This is a genomic window from Clostridium chromiireducens, assembly GCF_002029255.1.
GTDB classification, from domain to species: domain Bacteria; phylum Bacillota; class Clostridia; order Clostridiales; family Clostridiaceae; genus Clostridium; species Clostridium chromiireducens.
In genome coordinates this window covers 38,336-54,929 of record NZ_MZGT01000036.1, presented here as the reverse complement: position 1 = coordinate 54,929, position 16,594 = coordinate 38,336, and the positions used below count along the sequence as shown (strand labels likewise).

Below are 16,594 nucleotides of genomic sequence, written 5' to 3'. Positions count from 1 at the left end.
AACTTATCCATATTGGAAAAAGTTTAATCTTAGCTTACTCAAATAAAGAATTGCTGGTTTACTTAAATGTATTTATTATATTCTGTTCAATTTTCAAAGACCAATTTTCTTCCTTAAACCTCTTGTTTCAAGGCTTATAAGCTTCTGTCGTTTCTGACAGCTTACTCAGTATATCACCGCTTTGAGACCTTGTCAACAACCTTTTTTAAAAAACTTTTTAAGTATTTTTCTTGTATACTCTTTCAGTTTAAGTTATTGAATTCTGTACTTTTCAGCGACGAATTACATCGTATTATCACTACTTAACATTATCAACAATTTTCAAACTACTTTTTAGCTCTCTTATGAGATACTTTCTTAAGTTTAAATTGCTGGTTTTATATGTGTCTCAGCGACGTGTTTTATCTTAACATCTCTACATCGCTCTCATTCTTCATGTTTTTACTATTATATGTATTTATTCCTACAATACGTAGTTATTCTCGAATTTACTAACTATTTCAGATAATGATACACTAGCCATAGTTGATGTATTGAATCTTCTAAAATCACCTTATATTCACGATTCCCTAGATACATTTTTAGAATTTTTTATATTTGCTAACAAATCTTTTGGTTTATCCTTTCCTACTATGATAAAAGCTATCCTTGTTACGGATAGCTTTTATACCGATATCATATTAGAATATGATATTTCTTTGTTTCACATCTTCATAGTTGCAGCTTCTTCGTTAATAAAATTTTTTTCAAATTCTGATGCTTCCATGGGTCTTCCAATTAGATAGCCTTGAATAAAATCACACTCAAACTCATTTAGGATTCTAAATTGTTCCTGTGTTTCTATTCCCTCTGCGACAATGTTAAGACCTAAACTATGTCCTGTATTTATTATTGCTTTAACTATCATTCTATCTCTATCATCTTTTTCTAGATTCATTATAAGTGTTCTGTCAATTTTTATTTTATCAACAGGCAATTTACTTGCATAACTAATAGATGAGTATCCTGTCCCAAAATCATCTAATGAAATTTTGACCCCCATAGCTTTCAGTTTTGTCAATGCATCGATAATTATAGGAAAATCCTCCATGGCTTCATCTTCTGTTATTTCTATATTAAGATATTCTGCTGGAAATGAATAAGTCTCCAAAATATTTTGGACAATTAATACAAACTCAGGTTGTACTAATTGAGCATAAGATGTATTTACTGATATATTAATATTGCTTCCAAGTTCATTCCACCTCTTACATTGCATGCAAGCATTTTCTAATACCCAATTATCAATTGAAGTCATTTCACCAACACTTTTAGCAATTGGAATAAATTCTACAGGCGAAACAATTTTATCCCCTTGCCTCCATCTTATAAGAGCTTCTGCAGCTAAAACTTTCATTGTTCTTAGATCCATAATAGGCTGATAATAGATTGTAAATTCATTATCTTCCATAGCCTTGTTTATTTTCTTTTTCATTTCTACCTTATCAAAAAACTTATCATTCATTTTGGATGAATATGTAGCATAACCATATCCCCCTTTTTTCTTGACTTCATACATAGCTAAATCAGCCTTTTTAATTAAAGTATCTGAATCATCTCCATGATCAGGGAATATGCTTATACCTATACTTGCTCCTACAATTAAAGATTCTCCATTATATATAAAAGGCTTTTCTAATACTTTTTGAATCCTTACTGAAATTTCATTGATATAAGTACTTGATTCTATATTTCTTAAAATGATTATAAATTCATCTCCACCTATCCTGAAAATCGAACCATCTTGGCCTATTACATTTTTCAATGAATCAGCAACATTTTTGAGAACATTATCACCTACTAAATGTCCATAATTATCATTTATAGATTTAAAACCATCCAAGTCTATAAAAAGAATTAAAAAGCTATTATCTTTGTCCTCTAAAAGCATATCAAGGTTTTCCAACATCATTTTTCTATTTGCAATCTCTGTTAATGGATCATAGTATACATAATGACGAATTTGCTCCTCCGCTCGTATTCTATCTCTAATCTGATTTTTAAGCATAATATTTGTTTCCTCTAATTTCAAGGTATATTTCTTTTCTATCTCTGATATTTTCTTTCTTTCTGAAATATCATGTAATAAAACTACTACACCTAGGATATCGCTATATTCATCAAATATAACAGTGCTTGATAATTCACATGCAATATCACTTCCATCATTCTTTTGTAGATTTACTTCCATATTTTTTACATATTCATTTTTCCTTATAATGTTGAAATCAATATTCTCACAAACTATCAGATTCCTAAAAGGCTCTCCTTCTATTTCTTTAAAGTTATAGCCAGTTATAACTAAAGACATTTCATTACAATATTGAATATTAAAATCTTCATCTAAAATGAAAATCGGCTCTATAACAGTATTAAAAATATATTCAGATATATATCTTGTACTAGTAAACATCATTCTATGCTTACTTATTGCATAATAAATACCGCCTAAAGCGATAATTCCTGTTAGAACTGCTGAAGGAAAAATAACTATACCTCCCAAAGGTAAAATAAGATCTGTTATAATTCCAATGAAGATACTTATTATACAAGTTATTAAAATAAGTCTATTCTGCTTCTTTACTCTATTCTTTTTTGAATGCTTTCCTCTTAAAAACAATATTATAACACCTGCTATATCAAGAATGATGGCCCATACAGTATATACAATTTGAGCAGCTAACTCTGGCGCTACATCAATCCAACCATAACCTTCCTTAATCATTGCTGTAGTTGGTTCAACCAAAATATTAGCAATAAACAATAATGTTGTAGGAACGTATGCTAAAAACTTTATTATTGAAATGTAATCTAGTTCCTCTGTATTGTTAAGTAAATATGCAAAATATAACCAGAACCCGTTGAAATAGCAATAACCTAAAACCGAAACTCCCCTCCAAAAAAATGCAATGTTTATATTATCAGAGGTTAACATCATTGCATATCCCCCTGACCAAAGGCTACAACAAATAGCTAACCCTAAAAAAACTTCATTAGCTTTTGATTTCCTATCCATTCTATAGCCATATAATCCTAATAACAAATAAGAAATACAACATAAAAATAGTAATAAAAACAACGTAATCTTGATAATATCATCTCCTGTGCAAAATATTTCAGCAAACTAAAATTCATATAAACTAATATTCTATATTACAAATTTCAATACTTCTAATAATTTATTTCATAATTCAACATTTTTTGCCATAATATTATTCTATTATTAATTCAAAAACTATTCAATATTTTTTAACTATCTCAAACATCATTTGAAAAATATAACCATAAAATAAATATATATTTTTTCTAATTGTACTTTCTTTTCATCACATTTATTCTTCAAAACTTTGAGATGATCGCAAAATTAACTTATTATAATAACTAACATTGAATATGAATTAATTAAAGGAGAGATTTTCTAAAGATAAGAAAATCTCTCCTTTTAACTTAGTATTCCACGAAAATGCATCACTATTACTGTATTTTTATAAGCATTAATATACTTTAAATATCTTCACCACAGTCTTTGCAATTTTATATATAGGTGTCTCTAATTCTCTGCGGGCATTTCTTAGTTCTTTTCGGATTTCAATATGCTGTGGACAATGCTTTTCACATTTACCACATTCAACACATTGTGAAGCACTGCTTGTATTCTTTCGTAATGCAGTACACATAAGATATTCTCTTCTGCCATTTTTCTTATTTTCAGCATACATCATATTGTAGGAATGAAAAGTTCCTGGAATATCTACCCCTTTAGGACATGGCATACAATAGGCACATCCCGTACATCCCACTTTGATGTTCCTATTGATTTCATTCTTAACTTGCTCTATTAACTCGAAATCTTCTTTTGTAAATTCACCTGCTGTTACATTCTCTGCAACTTTTATATTTTCCTGAACCATTTCAAGAGAATTCATTCCAGAAAGTACACATGTAACTTCAGGTTGATTCCAAAGCCAACGGAATGCCCATTCTGCAGCAGTACGCTTCTTTGAATTCTCTTTTATAATATTCTTAGCCTTCTCCGGTAATAAATTAACTAGTCTTCCACCTCTTAATGGCTCCATTATAATTACAGGTAATCCTTTTTTACTCGCAGCTTCAAGTCCTCTTCTTCCTGCCTGACTATGCTCATCTAAATAATTATATTGAATCTGACAGAAATCCCAATCGTATGCATCTAAAAGCTGAATAAACATTTCTGTATTTCCATGATAAGAAAATCCAACATTACGAATTTGCCCATTATGAACTTTTTGCTTTAACCATTCATCAACGCCAAATGCTTTTAAGCGTTCCCATGTCATCACATCAGTAAGCATATGCATAAGATAATAATCAATATGATCTGTCTGAAGTCTTCTTAATTGTTCATTAAAATACTTTTCCAAGTCTTTTTTTGACTTAACCATGTAATGCGGAAGCTTTGTGGCAATAGATATTTTATCCCTACAATTATTCCTTTTTAGAATTTCACCAAATGTTACCTCACTACCTGGGTAAACATAAGCAGTGTCAAAATAATTGACTCCACTATTTATTGCTTCCATAACCTCTTTTTCCGCCTTATCAATATCAATACTATTACCCTTTTTAGTAAAACGCATACAGCCATAGCCTAATATAGACAGTGGATTTCCATTTTTGTCTTTCCTATACTTCATTTTTGAAGTTTTTTCTATGGACTCCATTATTACAATCACCTCATCAATAATTCAAGTATTAAATTCATTATAACAAAAATGAAAGTATAAACAATAAATTCGTATAGATACTTAACATATTTAAAAAGTTTTCTTTAAAACAATATTTAAATGAAAATATAATAATTTTTTTATTTTACATTTTTCCCTTAAAACTTTTAGCTGTATCTCTTGCATACATATCACAAAGTGAGTTTTCAAAATGGTTAGAATGTGCCTTTACCCATTGAAATTCAATATACTTTTCACCGCAGACTTTATCAAAGTTAAGCCATTTATCTATATTTTTAGCCGACTCTCCATTGATGGTCTTAAAGTCATTTAATTTCCAGATAGGTAACCATTCCGTAAGCCCTTTTCTAACATATTGACTATCAGTTATTATTCTTATTTTTTTAATGTCCTTTAATAACTCAAGAGCTTTTATTGCCGCTTCAAGTTCAGCTTGGCTGCTTCCTATGTCTTTCACTTTATCTGTATATAAATTATAATTTCCTGTTAAATCTTCTATTATAAAAGCAAATCCACCATGATTTTTCTTCTCAAAATAACTGGCATCTGTATAGATCTTATGAATTCTTGCTTCAGCCTTATTTTCATCTATTGCATAACTATCATAATTATTGTTTCGTTTATCCAAAACTAATATTTTACTTCTATCATTAAAAGCTGCTACATCTTTATCTTCTCTTATGACCACCTTCACCTTAAATCCTACATAGTATGTATCTATACGCTTATTATGCAACATTTTTCTAAACTGATATTCCTGACCTTTAAAAAAATCACTCAAATTGTTATTATCTATAAAATGCAGTTCTTTTTTCAAAGGATTAAATTCCACAAAGGAGTTGTCTATGCCATTACTGATTTTAATTTTATAATTATTATTTTCTTCATCTATTATTTCCATTGAAAAAAGCATCATTTTCATAAAAAGTACTCCTTAAAATAAATATATCTCAATGTATATTTTCACTATTATCTTCCCTAATTTGCATCACATCCATATAATAAATTTATTACTCAATTTAAATAACGAATTATTTAGATTTATCTCTTATCTTATAGAGTTTACTAATACATATATCATTATAACAAAATTAAAGCTGAAACTTTCTATATTTTCGAAAATTTCAGCTAAAAAATATCAATTTATTCCAAGATTTTATGTAGTATTTAGTATCTTTCAAGAGGCAGTGAAATTATCACCGTTGTGCCTTTTCCGTACTCACTGTCAATTTTAAAAACGCCATTATGCATATCTACAATATTTCTAGAAATTACTAACCCAAGCCCTGCACCAATAGATTTAGGATCAATCTTATAGAATGACTCCATAACATGCTTTAAATTCTCTTTTTTAATTCCAATACCTGTATCACTAATTTTAATTGAAACAGAATCATCATCAACCAATTGAATGACATGGACTTCACTATTTTTATATGAAAACTTAATTGCATTATCTAATACATTTAGTATGACTTGCTTTAATTTATCACCGTCTGCTGTAATAATTACAGGGGTTGTTTCAACTATTAATTCAATTTCTTTTATTTCTGCTTTCTTTTGAAGCTGGAATGTCACTTCACGAATAAGTTTATCTACCTTAACTTCAGATGTAATAAGCTTCATTCTATCTGACTGATATCTTGAAAAATCTAATAGATTCTCTACTAAATTAATAAGTCTTTCTGATTCAGTATCTATAATTCCTAGTCCAAATTGAAATTCCTCATCTGTTAATCCATCTGGATCCTGCATAGTCTCAACCCATCCTTTAATTCCTGTCAAAGGAGTTCTTAGTTCATGAGAAATTGAAGAGATAAAGTCATTTTTTAAACGATCAGTTTTTAATATTTCATCTCCCATGTAGTTAAGGGTTCTTGCTATTTCTCCAAACTCATTTGGATAAGTATTTTTAATCTTTTCCTTGTACTTCCCCTCTGCTATTTTCTTTGTAAAATCAATAATATTATTTAATGGTTCTACTATCATATTCCCTAACCTAAGGCTTATAAGAAATACAATGACAGCAATAAAAGTACATATAATCATTCCATAGCTTAATAGATTTATAATTAAGGCATCAACTTGTGTTAACGATGTTGTATATCGTAAAATACCTAATACCTGACCGTCAAAAACAAAAGGAGTATATACTGCCATAATCTTCTGACCTGAATATGAACTTTTCTCTATTTTATAAGTGGTTTTCAAATCTAGTACAGAAGGATCCACTAAATAAGTTTTATCTTCATAAAAACCTGTAGTTGATTGGATCACTTTTCCACTTCTCTTCAGTAGTTGCAACTCTGCTCCTTCAAACTGATAATTTTTAATAATTTCATCACTAAATTCCATCAAATTACTATTAGTAAAATCATTTTGATTTGTAAATACAGAAGGTACTGCCTCAGCTTGGCTTTGAAATGTATTAACAATCCCCTGATAATAGTATTGTCTAATCCCAATTCCAAATCCAACCATCACAAGACTTAACGTGAATAAACTTATGATCATAAAATAAAAAATGATCTTTCTCTTCATAGTTTTACTCCTTCCATAAGTACCCATATCCCCAATCTGTACATAAATACTCTGGCGTTGATGGATCATGCTCAATTTTCCTTCGAATACGTCTTATATTCACATCAACGACTTTTACATCACCAACATAATTTATCCCCCAAACTTCATCTAAAATCTCATCCCGCGTAAATACTTTATTCTTATTGTTTATTAAAAATTGAAGCAAGCAATATTCTGTTGGAGTTACTTTAATATCCTTTCCGAGGTAAGATACTTTTTTATTTATTACATCAAGCTCAAAAGCGCCTGATTTAAGAATTGAACTATCTTTTTTTAAATGCACATAATTTAATCTTCGCGTTAAAGATATAATCCTTGCCTCTAGCTCAGCCATACTAAAAGGCTTTAGCAAATAATCGTCCGCACCTTGTACAAGCCCTTTAACTCTATCTTCCTCTTGAGATCTAGCTGTAAGCATAATTATCCCAACAGTTTGACTTATATTTCTAATCTCCTGACATACCTCAAATCCATCAATGCCTGGAAGCATTAAATCTAGCAAGACAATATCGACTTTTTTATTATTAAAAATATCCAAAGCCTCTTCTCCATTCTCAGCTTCCAGAACCTCATACTTTTTCTTTTTCAAATTAAGACAGATAAAACTTCGAATTGACAGTTCATCTTCAACAACAAGAATTGTTTCCATGTTTCCCTCCATTAAAATTCATCTTTAAGTAAATGAAAATTATCTTTTGAAATAGGTAGTTCTTCTTTTATATCAGTATAAAATACAGTATCCTTTGTTTCTCCAAGCTTGGTAATGGAATCATTATATAATCCTTTATTTATCCATTTTACCTCAAATAAATTTTCTTGGCCTTCATTATCTACTATTCTAACACCTTGATCAAGCTTTTGAATCGTTATTTTCCCATACCACTTGGAAGGAATTATAATATAAAAATGCTGTACACTATCTGTATATCTTTCTTCAATAATTTCATGTGTTCCATCTTCGCGATAATCAGAGTAAGTATAGATAAAAGGAATTTCTGCCATTGCTGCATCTTCAAATCCTTTAGGGATATACATCCCTCCAGCATCTATAATACCATCATTGTTGATATCCCTGCTATATAATGGATACGCCTTAAATAAATTGCCATCATTTTCATCTCCTACTTTAATAAGCTTTCCATTATCGTATGCAACAATTTCGGTTAACATGGAATGAGCACCCAGTGAACTATCAATAAATAATGCTTTCTTCCCATCTGCTAATTTTCCACTTACAAAATTCTCAATTAGACCATCAGGATTTAGGTTCACAAAAGTAAGAGATTTTAACTGCTCATTTTCATAATTAAACATTTCTGCTGTTTTTGATTTAGTTATTTCTCCATCTAGTATGAGAACCTCAGGCTTGTTATCTCCATTGTAGTCAGATATATCTATCCATTCGTAAGATCGATTAACTTTATTAACTAATTCTTTTCCATCCAATTCATATATAAGTAGCTGTTTACTTGGCTCAGAATCCGATATTGAAGTCCCCAAAATCACTTCTTTTTTCCCATCTCCATCAAGGTCTTCAAGCCTAAAATAATCAAGAATATTAAAATTAGTATCTATATCAAGTGTCTTATTCCATTTTCCATTCTCTTCTTGAAGCATCAATAAATGAACTTGTCTATTTTCTTTCATATCCCTATATAATACAAAAGCTTCAGTTTTACCATCTTTATCTATATCTTCAGTAAAAATACTTTGCTTTTGCTGCGTATTCTTAGGAGTCACATATTCGCTTCCAGGCGGCAAAATTTCTTTTAATGTTATATTAATTTCATTTTCTTTTCCATTTGAAAGCATAGGAGCTTGAATTAAACTAGTTGTATCTACAACTTTTCCGCAGCCTGTAAAAACAATTCCTAGGGAAATAATTAGTATAATAACTCTTCCATATTTCATCATGACTTGCACACCCCATTTTTCATTTTATTTATTTTTTATTGTTACCTTATCTATAACTATAATTCCTTAAGTTTATAATAATAAACCTGTTTCCACTATACTAAAAATCATTTTTTAAAATGTACACCGCATATGCTTGTTCTGTCTTTGTGTCATAATTTATAGATAAAAATATATTGTTATACTTAAAATGTGCATCTCCATTTTTATCACTAACTGGATTTCCAAAAACTTCTTTAAATCTACTTATCTTATCACCAATCTTAACACCATTTAAATCCAAATCATTTCTCATGGTAAATATTTGCTCTACCCTATCATTATTTTTCTGATCAAACCAAACTCTAATACCAGCTTTTTTAAATTCCAATCCACCTTCTCCGATAGAATTAGGATTTTCATTTAATGTGCTTATAAGTTTTTCTTTATTCAATCCTAGTAAATTCATATATCCTGTGAAGTTGTTCTTTCCATCATCTGACTTTGACACCTGTATAGTTTTTTTATCTTCCACTATTTTTACTGAATCATTTTGCTTTTTTACTGGTGGACTTTCTATTTCTTTATTATCCTTATTATTGGATGACTTCTCAATGCCAAGTACTTCCATTTCATCGCTATTTTCTGAGACTTTCTCAACTGATATTCCTTTATTATCAGCATGTATTTTAGGTGACTTATTAGGACCACATCCCATTATGCTTGCAGAACTTATAGTAATAGTACCTATGATACCTGCTACAAACCATATTTTAGATCTCTTTCCAAATTTACTTATCATAAATATTCTCCTAACTAATTTTTATTATTCCTTGTATATATCATAAAATCCATTTGAGTAATTTACTGAAACATTGCTAATATGAAATACTTTTATAACTTACCTAAAGTATAAAAGTTTTCTACACAAAAAGCGTTACAAAAAAGTTACAGTTTTATTTGCCTCTTTACTTTAAATTTTAGTTTATCTGATGATTTTAAACTCATATCCCTGCTCTTTTAGATATTTTATTATGTCAGGTAACGCTTTTGCAGTTTCTTCTTTTCCATAGGTATCATGCATTAATATTACAACTTTTTCTTTCCCAGCCACTGATTTTATAACTTCTTGTTTTAATTGCTCTGCATTTTTACGTTGCCCTTCAGCATCTTTAGAAAGTGAATTCCAGTCAATTTCATGATAATCTTTATCATGCAAAGTCTTGTCCAACTTACTCATTCCATCAGAATCATTGACGTTCCAAGTCATACGACCTCCTGGTAATCTAATTACCCTAGTTGAGAAATCATTCCCTAACACTCTTTTTAAAGATTGATTTGTTTTTTCAACCTCTGACATAAAATTATTTAAGCTCACTTTTTTATTTGGGTATAAATAATTATAATTATGTGAATATGTATGATTTGCTATGGAGTGTCCTTCAGCAGCCTCCCTTTTTACAAGATTTTTAGCAGTACTATTATCATCTATAGCTTTTCCTACAAGAAAAAAAGTTGCATGTATATTTTCTTGTTTAAGTATATCCAATATTTTAGGCGTAACCGTTACTGATGGTCCGTCATCAAAGGTTAAGTAAGCAACCTTTTTACCATCCGATTTATCATGTTTTTCACCTTTCATTTCTTTATTTAGATAGTTTTCTAGAAACGCAACATCTTCAACTTCTGATTTATTTCCTGGCGCATCAGAACCATAATTGATTTCTTTTCTATCATCGGTATCTAAATCGTTATTTTTAGAATTAAACATTTCATTTATATTATTCTCTGAATTTGGATAATTAGTATTATTTACATCGAGTGCTTGTACTTCTTGCCCATCATCTAATATCTTTATAGCAATTAATGAGGTTATGCATACTACAAATAAAACTATAAATGCAAATAAAATTGTTACCTTAGCTCGTTTCACCTTTTTATTTCTCATATTTTTATATCTACCCTGTTTTTTCATTAATTTCTCCCCCATAGTTTATATTAAACATTATTTAATTATCTTACTAAGCTTATTTTATATATAAACAAACTTAAATTAACACTAGTTTTATACCTAATGGATGCATGACTTTATTCAATTAAGTTTATTCTAATGATTTGATAACTTATCTAAAGTATAAAAGTTATCTAGGCAAAATGGGTTACAAAGAAGTTACAGTTTTTGATAGTAAGAATCTCTATTTAATTCTACCAAATAGAAATTTTTTCTTCTCATATAACTTAGATTAAAACATACTAATCTTTCCTAATCAAAAAAAGCCATCCTTTGAGGATAGCTTTATTTATAAATACACTGTATTCACTTTTTTAATTCTTACTTAAATTATCTAAAAATATCCTGTGTAAATTCATCTAAATCTACATTACCATTTATTCCATCAATATTACCTTGATCTGTATACTGGAATCCAGCTCTAGAATTCCATATACTATTAGAAGGTAAATTTTCAAAACTTCTAGAGTAATTTGCCTCCCATAGTGTATATTTAGATAATCTGCTATCTAAATTTTTTATAAACTCAGAATATGTATATATACATACATCCATGCCACTTAATCTTTTAAATTCATTTGCAAATCTTATAGAATAATCCATAACATCAAATCCAGCTTTTTCTACATCTAGTACTGGCTTTAGATCGCTTTGCTTATTTTTTATGTTATTATAAAAATTTTGTGCCTGAGTTTCAGGAGAGCTTGTCCCAACTAAGAAATGATAAAAACCAGTCTTTAATCCAGCACTTTTTGCACCATTATAATTAATTCCTAAATAATTATCTACAATAGTTGTCCCTTCTGTAGCTTTCATGTATACAACTTGAATTCCAGCTGCTTTCACTTTTGCAAAATTTATATCTCCATTATAGTGACTGATATCTATTCCCTTATATCTACTAGCTGCACCTAATCTCCTACCATCAGGACCAATTTGATATCCACCTGCGATAGTGTCAGTAAGTAATCTTCCTGTAGATGGATCTAAGTAATAATAATCGCTTCCTGAATTTACCCAACCTGTTGCCATTGCTCCACTTGATTTTAAGTAATACCAAGTTCCATTTAGATTAATCCACCCCTTAGCCATAGCTCCAGTATCATGTAAATAATAATTAACTCCACCTGAAGTAATCCATCCATTTGCCATACTGCCACTATTATAGAAATAATACCAGTAATTATTTAATTTCATCCACCCAGTTGCCATTGCCCCACTGCTGTAAAACATATAAGTCTTATTATCGATTTTATTAAGACCAGTAATCATAGTACCTGAACCATTAAAAAAGTACCAAATATTATTTATTTGTTTCCAGCCTGTCGCCATGCTTCCCGACTTATCCAAATAATACCACATACTATTAGAATTTATCCAACCAGTTAGCATTTTGCCATCATAACTTAAGTAATACCAATTTTCATCTGGCTTAATCCAACCTCTTGCCTTTGTATTATCTGATTTGTAGTAATACCAATATCCATTTACCTTTTTCCAACCAATTTCTGATGTTATATTTATATTTCCGGGATTATCAATACTTTTAGTATCATACTCCGAAATAACATTCAATGAATTTGGTTTACTTTCAGATATCCCTGGATTTGGAACTATATTTGATGTTGCCATCAAATCACTTGTCGCAGCTTGGACACTTAACGTTTGACCAAAACTCAATATAATTACAATCGTTAAAAGAAATAATGTAATTTTCTTCTTAATGCTCACGGAATCATTCTCCTTTTTTTCATTAGTAATGCTTACTGAGTTGCTATTTAAAAAGAATCTCTCAGTAACTCCAATATATTTAAATTATATATTCGTCTAACATAGTAAACAATTATTTTACTATGGATATTAAGGATAATAATGGTACACAGTGACATAAAAATCTCTTTCAATCTATGTATAATCCCCACCCCCTTACATTGATCTGTGTATTTCTAATAGACGTTACTAGTAAACTTTAGTACTTATACTACGTAATAATTGCTATCCACTGATAATTGTTGCAATTTTCTAAAAATTTTAGTATAATTACTATAAACACACAAGTAAGGAGTGATGTTAAATGAATAAATTATTCGTCAGAACTTTGGCTAAGAAAGTTATAGAATTTTTAATATATGGTCCAGGATATAAAGCTCCTGAATATGCATATGTTCGTGTAACTCCTAAACCAACTAATAAAGATATATACGAAGATACATTAAGATGGTAAAATATAAATCCATATAGATACCAGTTTGAATTGTAAAATTTTATGTGTGCACTATAAAAAATAGCAAGCAGGATAACCTGCTTGCTATTTTGTTCTATTTATGTTTTTTACTCTCCTGCTTTTTCCCTCTTAATCTAATAAATGTTAAAAATGCTCCAATTAAACTTATAACTGCTGCTGTTATGTATACAATTCTCATACCATAAATAAAAGCATCATTTCTTCCTACAACATAATCAGTAACACGATATCCTATTTTGAAACTCATCATGCTATACAATAGAGTTGTTGCTAAAGCTATTCCACATACCATTCCTATGTTTCTTACTAGTGCATTTACACTTCCAGCGATTCCAAGTTTATCTTTTGGTACTGTTGACATTATCAAAGAATTATTAGGTGATTGAAATAACCCCATACCTACGGACATGATTGCAATAAATAACATCATGTTTAGTATTGTTGAATTCACATTTAGTGTAGACATTAAGATTAACCCTATACTTATAATAACTAATCCTATAAAAGTTAATACCTCTGAGCCAATCTTATCAGATAGATTTCCACTAACAGGAGCCGCCACTGCTAAAATCAAAGGATAAACCATAAGTATCAGACCCGCATGTTGTGGCGTATAATTCATTACATCCTGAAGATAGAAAGGAAGAATAATATTATTACAGAATATCGCTACAAATGTTATAAATGCACAAAAAATGCTTAAAGAAAATAATCTATTCCCGAATATCTGTAGTTGCAATAGTGGGTTTTCTTTTTTCTTTTCAACTAATACAAATACAATAAATGAAATAATTGCTACTACGAAGCTTAATAAAATTAATGGGTCTGTAAAACCACGATTTAATCCTTCATCTAAAGCTCCAAAAAGAGGAACTATAGTAAATATAAATAATATAGCACCTACGCTATCCAACTTCCCTTTTGCTGCTTCGTGACCTTTTGGCAATAGCTTCAAAGCATAATATAAGGCAATTATACCAATAGGGACATTAATTAAAAAGATAAATTCCCAGCTTGCTGCTCCTACTATAATTCCTCCAAGACCTGGTCCCACTAAAGAGCCAAGCGCAACAGATGTTCCTAAAAAACCAAGGGCTTTTCCTCTTTCATTTGGAGGAAATGTCTCTGTAATAATCCCCTGATTATTAGCCATAGTTCCAGCAGCACCTATAGCTTGTACTATTCTTGCTAGAATTAATATCGGAAACGAGCTTGTTACTCCACATAATAAAGATCCAAAGGTAAATAACCCTAGTCCAATCGTAAACATCTTACTTTTTCCAAGCATATCTCCTAGTCTTCCAAAAATTAAAACAGTTCCGGCAATAACTATTAAATAGCTTGTTGCAATCAATTGAATTTTGGATGTTGTTACATTTAAAGCTGTTGCCATTTTAGGTAACGCTACATTTACAATGCTGCCATCTAAGGCTGACATAAATGTAAACATTAAAACAATGATTAATATAGACCACCTGCTTCTACCTTTTTCTTGCTCTATATCTACTTGTTTTTGCATTAAAACTCCTCCTTATCATATTTTATCTTTTAACTCTCTTCTTATTCTTAGTTAAAATCACTCTTCATTTTTCAATCTTTGTGTTCTATCTAAAACCTTCTTTAAGGACTTTGTAGTGATACACTTCTCCTCGTCCGTTAAATCTTCTGTTATTAAACTCACTACAGCTTGGATTTCTTCACGAATTCTAGGTATAAGTTCTTTAGCTTTTGCTGTTAGGTATAAGTTATACGCTCTACTATCTTTTTCATCTTGTTTCTTAAATACCAAGCCTAGATCTATAAGTTTTACAATTGTTCTCGCGGACATCGCCTTATCATTACCTATTTCTTTACTTAACTTATTTTGGCTAATCCCTTCATTTTTTTCTAGAGTAAATATGTACGAAATCGAACCGCTACTTATTTCATATTTTTTTAAAACCTTATCTAAATAACCTTGTGAGTTTCTAAAAATCTTACTATTGAGCATTAAAAAATGCATTATCTCTTTTTCCATAACTTTTTCCTCCGAGAAATTTAATTGACTAGTCAACAGTATTATATAAATAACTTGTTGACCAGTCAACCTTATTTTTTATTAGTACAATTAATATTAAGTGCACCATTATTATTAATCTGCCAAAATTAAAGTGACTATATTCTCCATAACTAGAAATGGAGGGTACTCTTTTGTGCAATGTTACATTAGAGTACTCTCCCTTTATGTTAGTATGAAAAATTTTAGATACCTCTATATAGTACACGCTCATACTCTTTGTTTTTATCAAATTCTTTTTGAGCAAAGCTACATACTGGTATAAGCTTTTTATTTTTTTCTACTGCAAAATCTACTACTGTCTTTATTAGCTCTTTACCAGCGCCTTGACCCTTTAATTGTTCATACACATAAGTATGTTCAATTTTTATTACATCCTGCTCAATATCAGATAGTATTACTAGGGCGAAAGGATTTTCTTCTGTGTCTCCAATATAAAATTTATTTACGCCTTTTTTAATCTCCATAATAAACCTTCCTTTTTTTATAATTTTGATGATTTCATAAAAATATCTTTAATTTTCCTTTATAATTAATGTATTTAATGATATTATTCTATCTTTACCTAATATATTTTCGGCAGCATTGAATAAATATTTATCTTCTGTCACCAATATAAGATTATCATTTAAATAACAAGTATATAAAAGCAATAAATCATTTTCTGATAACTTGTTTGTATCATGAAAATAAGCATTTCCTTTTTTCGAATATTTTATATCTATCATAGCGTAAAACTCTTTTATATTTGTTTTATCTATTTCTATAGTAAAAAGAAGTAATTTACAAAATTTTTCTGATAAAACTTCCTGTCCTTTATATTTTTTTCTTTCTTTCACAGCAAGTTCTTCAGCAACTTCCCTTAATATTTTAATCCTTTTATCTTGGATTAACTTATCAACTACACAAGAATACCGCTTCCAAAGTCCTATTACTACATTAGTATCTAACAAATATTCATTCATAATTTTTGCTCCTATAACTATTAATGTAACTTTATACTTATTATACTTCCACAGAACTATATATATTCTTGCTTTCCC

Annotated in this window: 14 protein-coding genes; 1 reads left to right on the top strand and 13 read right to left on the bottom strand. The window is 29.5% G+C overall.

Features of this window, described 5'->3' with window-relative positions:
• Positions 1-703: 703 nt before the first annotated feature.
• The 9 genes from CLCHR_RS13915 to CLCHR_RS13875 form a co-directional block, all read right to left on the bottom strand.
• A complete protein-coding gene (locus CLCHR_RS13915) occupies positions 704-3,118 on the bottom strand; it encodes an EAL domain-containing protein (protein ID WP_278337005.1) in 2,415 nt (804 codons plus the stop codon).
• A 415-nt stretch (positions 3,119-3,533) separates the two neighbouring features.
• The gene (locus CLCHR_RS13910; protein WP_079440438.1) at positions 3,534-4,739 is read right to left on the bottom strand and encodes an aldo/keto reductase; all 1,206 of its coding nucleotides are present in this window, start codon (positions 4,737-4,739) and stop codon (positions 3,534-3,536) included.
• Between the two features lie 148 nt (positions 4,740-4,887).
• Entirely contained in the window at positions 4,888-5,685 is a 798-nt protein-coding gene (locus CLCHR_RS13905) for a ribonuclease H family protein (RefSeq protein ID WP_079440437.1), read from the bottom strand.
• Positions 5,686-5,930: 245 nt separating this feature from the next.
• On the bottom strand, positions 5,931-7,304 hold the full coding sequence (locus CLCHR_RS13900; RefSeq protein ID WP_079440436.1) for a sensor histidine kinase: 1,374 nt from the start codon (positions 7,302-7,304) through the stop codon (positions 5,931-5,933).
• Positions 7,305-7,308: 4 nt separating this feature from the next.
• Positions 7,309-7,995 (bottom strand): response regulator transcription factor, encoded by a 687-nt coding sequence (locus tag CLCHR_RS13895; protein ID WP_079440435.1) that lies wholly within the window; start codon positions 7,993-7,995, stop codon positions 7,309-7,311.
• Positions 7,996-8,006: 11 nt separating this feature from the next.
• Positions 8,007-9,260, bottom strand: a complete 1,254-nt coding sequence (locus CLCHR_RS13890; protein WP_079440434.1) for a hypothetical protein — start codon at positions 9,258-9,260, stop codon at positions 8,007-8,009.
• Positions 9,261-9,360: 100 nt separating this feature from the next.
• Complete coding sequence (locus CLCHR_RS13885) at positions 9,361-10,041, bottom strand: hypothetical protein (protein WP_079440433.1); 681 nt, start codon at positions 10,039-10,041, stop codon at positions 9,361-9,363.
• A gap of 183 nt (positions 10,042-10,224) precedes the next feature.
• Positions 10,225-11,214: a polysaccharide deacetylase family protein gene (locus CLCHR_RS13880; protein ID WP_079440432.1), complete on the bottom strand. Its 990-nt coding sequence runs from the start codon at positions 11,212-11,214 to the stop codon at positions 10,225-10,227.
• 366 nt (positions 11,215-11,580) lie between these two features.
• The gene (locus CLCHR_RS13875; RefSeq protein WP_079440431.1) at positions 11,581-12,981 is read right to left on the bottom strand and encodes a GH25 family lysozyme; all 1,401 of its coding nucleotides are present in this window, start codon (positions 12,979-12,981) and stop codon (positions 11,581-11,583) included.
• A gap of 343 nt (positions 12,982-13,324) precedes the next feature.
• Here CLCHR_RS13875 and CLCHR_RS24805 point away from each other — a divergent pair, with 343 nt between their 5' ends.
• Positions 13,325-13,474, top strand: a complete 150-nt coding sequence (locus CLCHR_RS24805; protein ID WP_169896798.1) for a hypothetical protein — start codon at positions 13,325-13,327, stop codon at positions 13,472-13,474.
• 94 nt (positions 13,475-13,568) lie between these two features.
• Here CLCHR_RS24805 and CLCHR_RS13870 read toward each other — a convergent pair whose 3' ends face one another.
• From CLCHR_RS13870 to CLCHR_RS13855, 4 genes are all read right to left on the bottom strand, one after another.
• On the bottom strand, positions 13,569-15,014 hold the full coding sequence (locus CLCHR_RS13870) for an MFS transporter (RefSeq protein WP_079440430.1): 1,446 nt from the start codon (positions 15,012-15,014) through the stop codon (positions 13,569-13,571).
• A gap of 57 nt (positions 15,015-15,071) precedes the next feature.
• Complete coding sequence (locus CLCHR_RS13865) at positions 15,072-15,512, bottom strand: MarR family winged helix-turn-helix transcriptional regulator (RefSeq protein ID WP_079440429.1); 441 nt, start codon at positions 15,510-15,512, stop codon at positions 15,072-15,074.
• 224 nt (positions 15,513-15,736) lie between these two features.
• Complete coding sequence (locus CLCHR_RS13860) at positions 15,737-16,018, bottom strand: GNAT family N-acetyltransferase (RefSeq protein WP_079440428.1); 282 nt, start codon at positions 16,016-16,018, stop codon at positions 15,737-15,739.
• A 48-nt stretch (positions 16,019-16,066) separates the two neighbouring features.
• Positions 16,067-16,516, bottom strand: a complete 450-nt coding sequence (locus CLCHR_RS13855; protein ID WP_079440427.1) for a PIN domain-containing protein — start codon at positions 16,514-16,516, stop codon at positions 16,067-16,069.
• Between the last annotated feature and the right edge of the window lie 78 nt (positions 16,517-16,594).

Excerpts from the sequence above, each read along its gene's own strand:
- CLCHR_RS13910 (WP_079440438.1), bottom strand. The coding sequence starts at position 4,739 with ATGGAGTCCATAGAAAAAACTTCAAAAATGAAGTATAGGAAAGACAAA.
- CLCHR_RS13905 (WP_079440437.1), bottom strand. The coding sequence starts at position 5,685 with ATGAAAATGATGCTTTTTTCAATGGAAATAATAGATGAAGAAAATAAT.
- CLCHR_RS13900 (WP_079440436.1), bottom strand. The coding sequence starts at position 7,304 with ATGAAGAGAAAGATCATTTTTTATTTTATGATCATAAGTTTATTCACG.
- CLCHR_RS13895 (WP_079440435.1), bottom strand. The coding sequence starts at position 7,995 with ATGGAAACAATTCTTGTTGTTGAAGATGAACTGTCAATTCGAAGTTTT.
- CLCHR_RS13890 (WP_079440434.1), bottom strand. The coding sequence starts at position 9,260 with ATGATGAAATATGGAAGAGTTATTATACTAATTATTTCCCTAGGAATT.
- CLCHR_RS13885 (WP_079440433.1), bottom strand. The coding sequence starts at position 10,041 with ATGATAAGTAAATTTGGAAAGAGATCTAAAATATGGTTTGTAGCAGGT.
- CLCHR_RS13880 (WP_079440432.1), bottom strand. The coding sequence starts at position 11,214 with ATGAAAAAACAGGGTAGATATAAAAATATGAGAAATAAAAAGGTGAAA.
- CLCHR_RS24805 (WP_169896798.1), top strand. The coding sequence starts at position 13,325 with ATGAATAAATTATTCGTCAGAACTTTGGCTAAGAAAGTTATAGAATTT.
- CLCHR_RS13870 (WP_079440430.1), bottom strand. The coding sequence starts at position 15,014 with ATGCAAAAACAAGTAGATATAGAGCAAGAAAAAGGTAGAAGCAGGTGG.
- CLCHR_RS13865 (WP_079440429.1), bottom strand. The coding sequence starts at position 15,512 with ATGGAAAAAGAGATAATGCATTTTTTAATGCTCAATAGTAAGATTTTT.
- CLCHR_RS13860 (WP_079440428.1), bottom strand. The coding sequence starts at position 16,018 with ATGGAGATTAAAAAAGGCGTAAATAAATTTTATATTGGAGACACAGAA.
- CLCHR_RS13855 (WP_079440427.1), bottom strand. The coding sequence starts at position 16,516 with ATGAATGAATATTTGTTAGATACTAATGTAGTAATAGGACTTTGGAAG.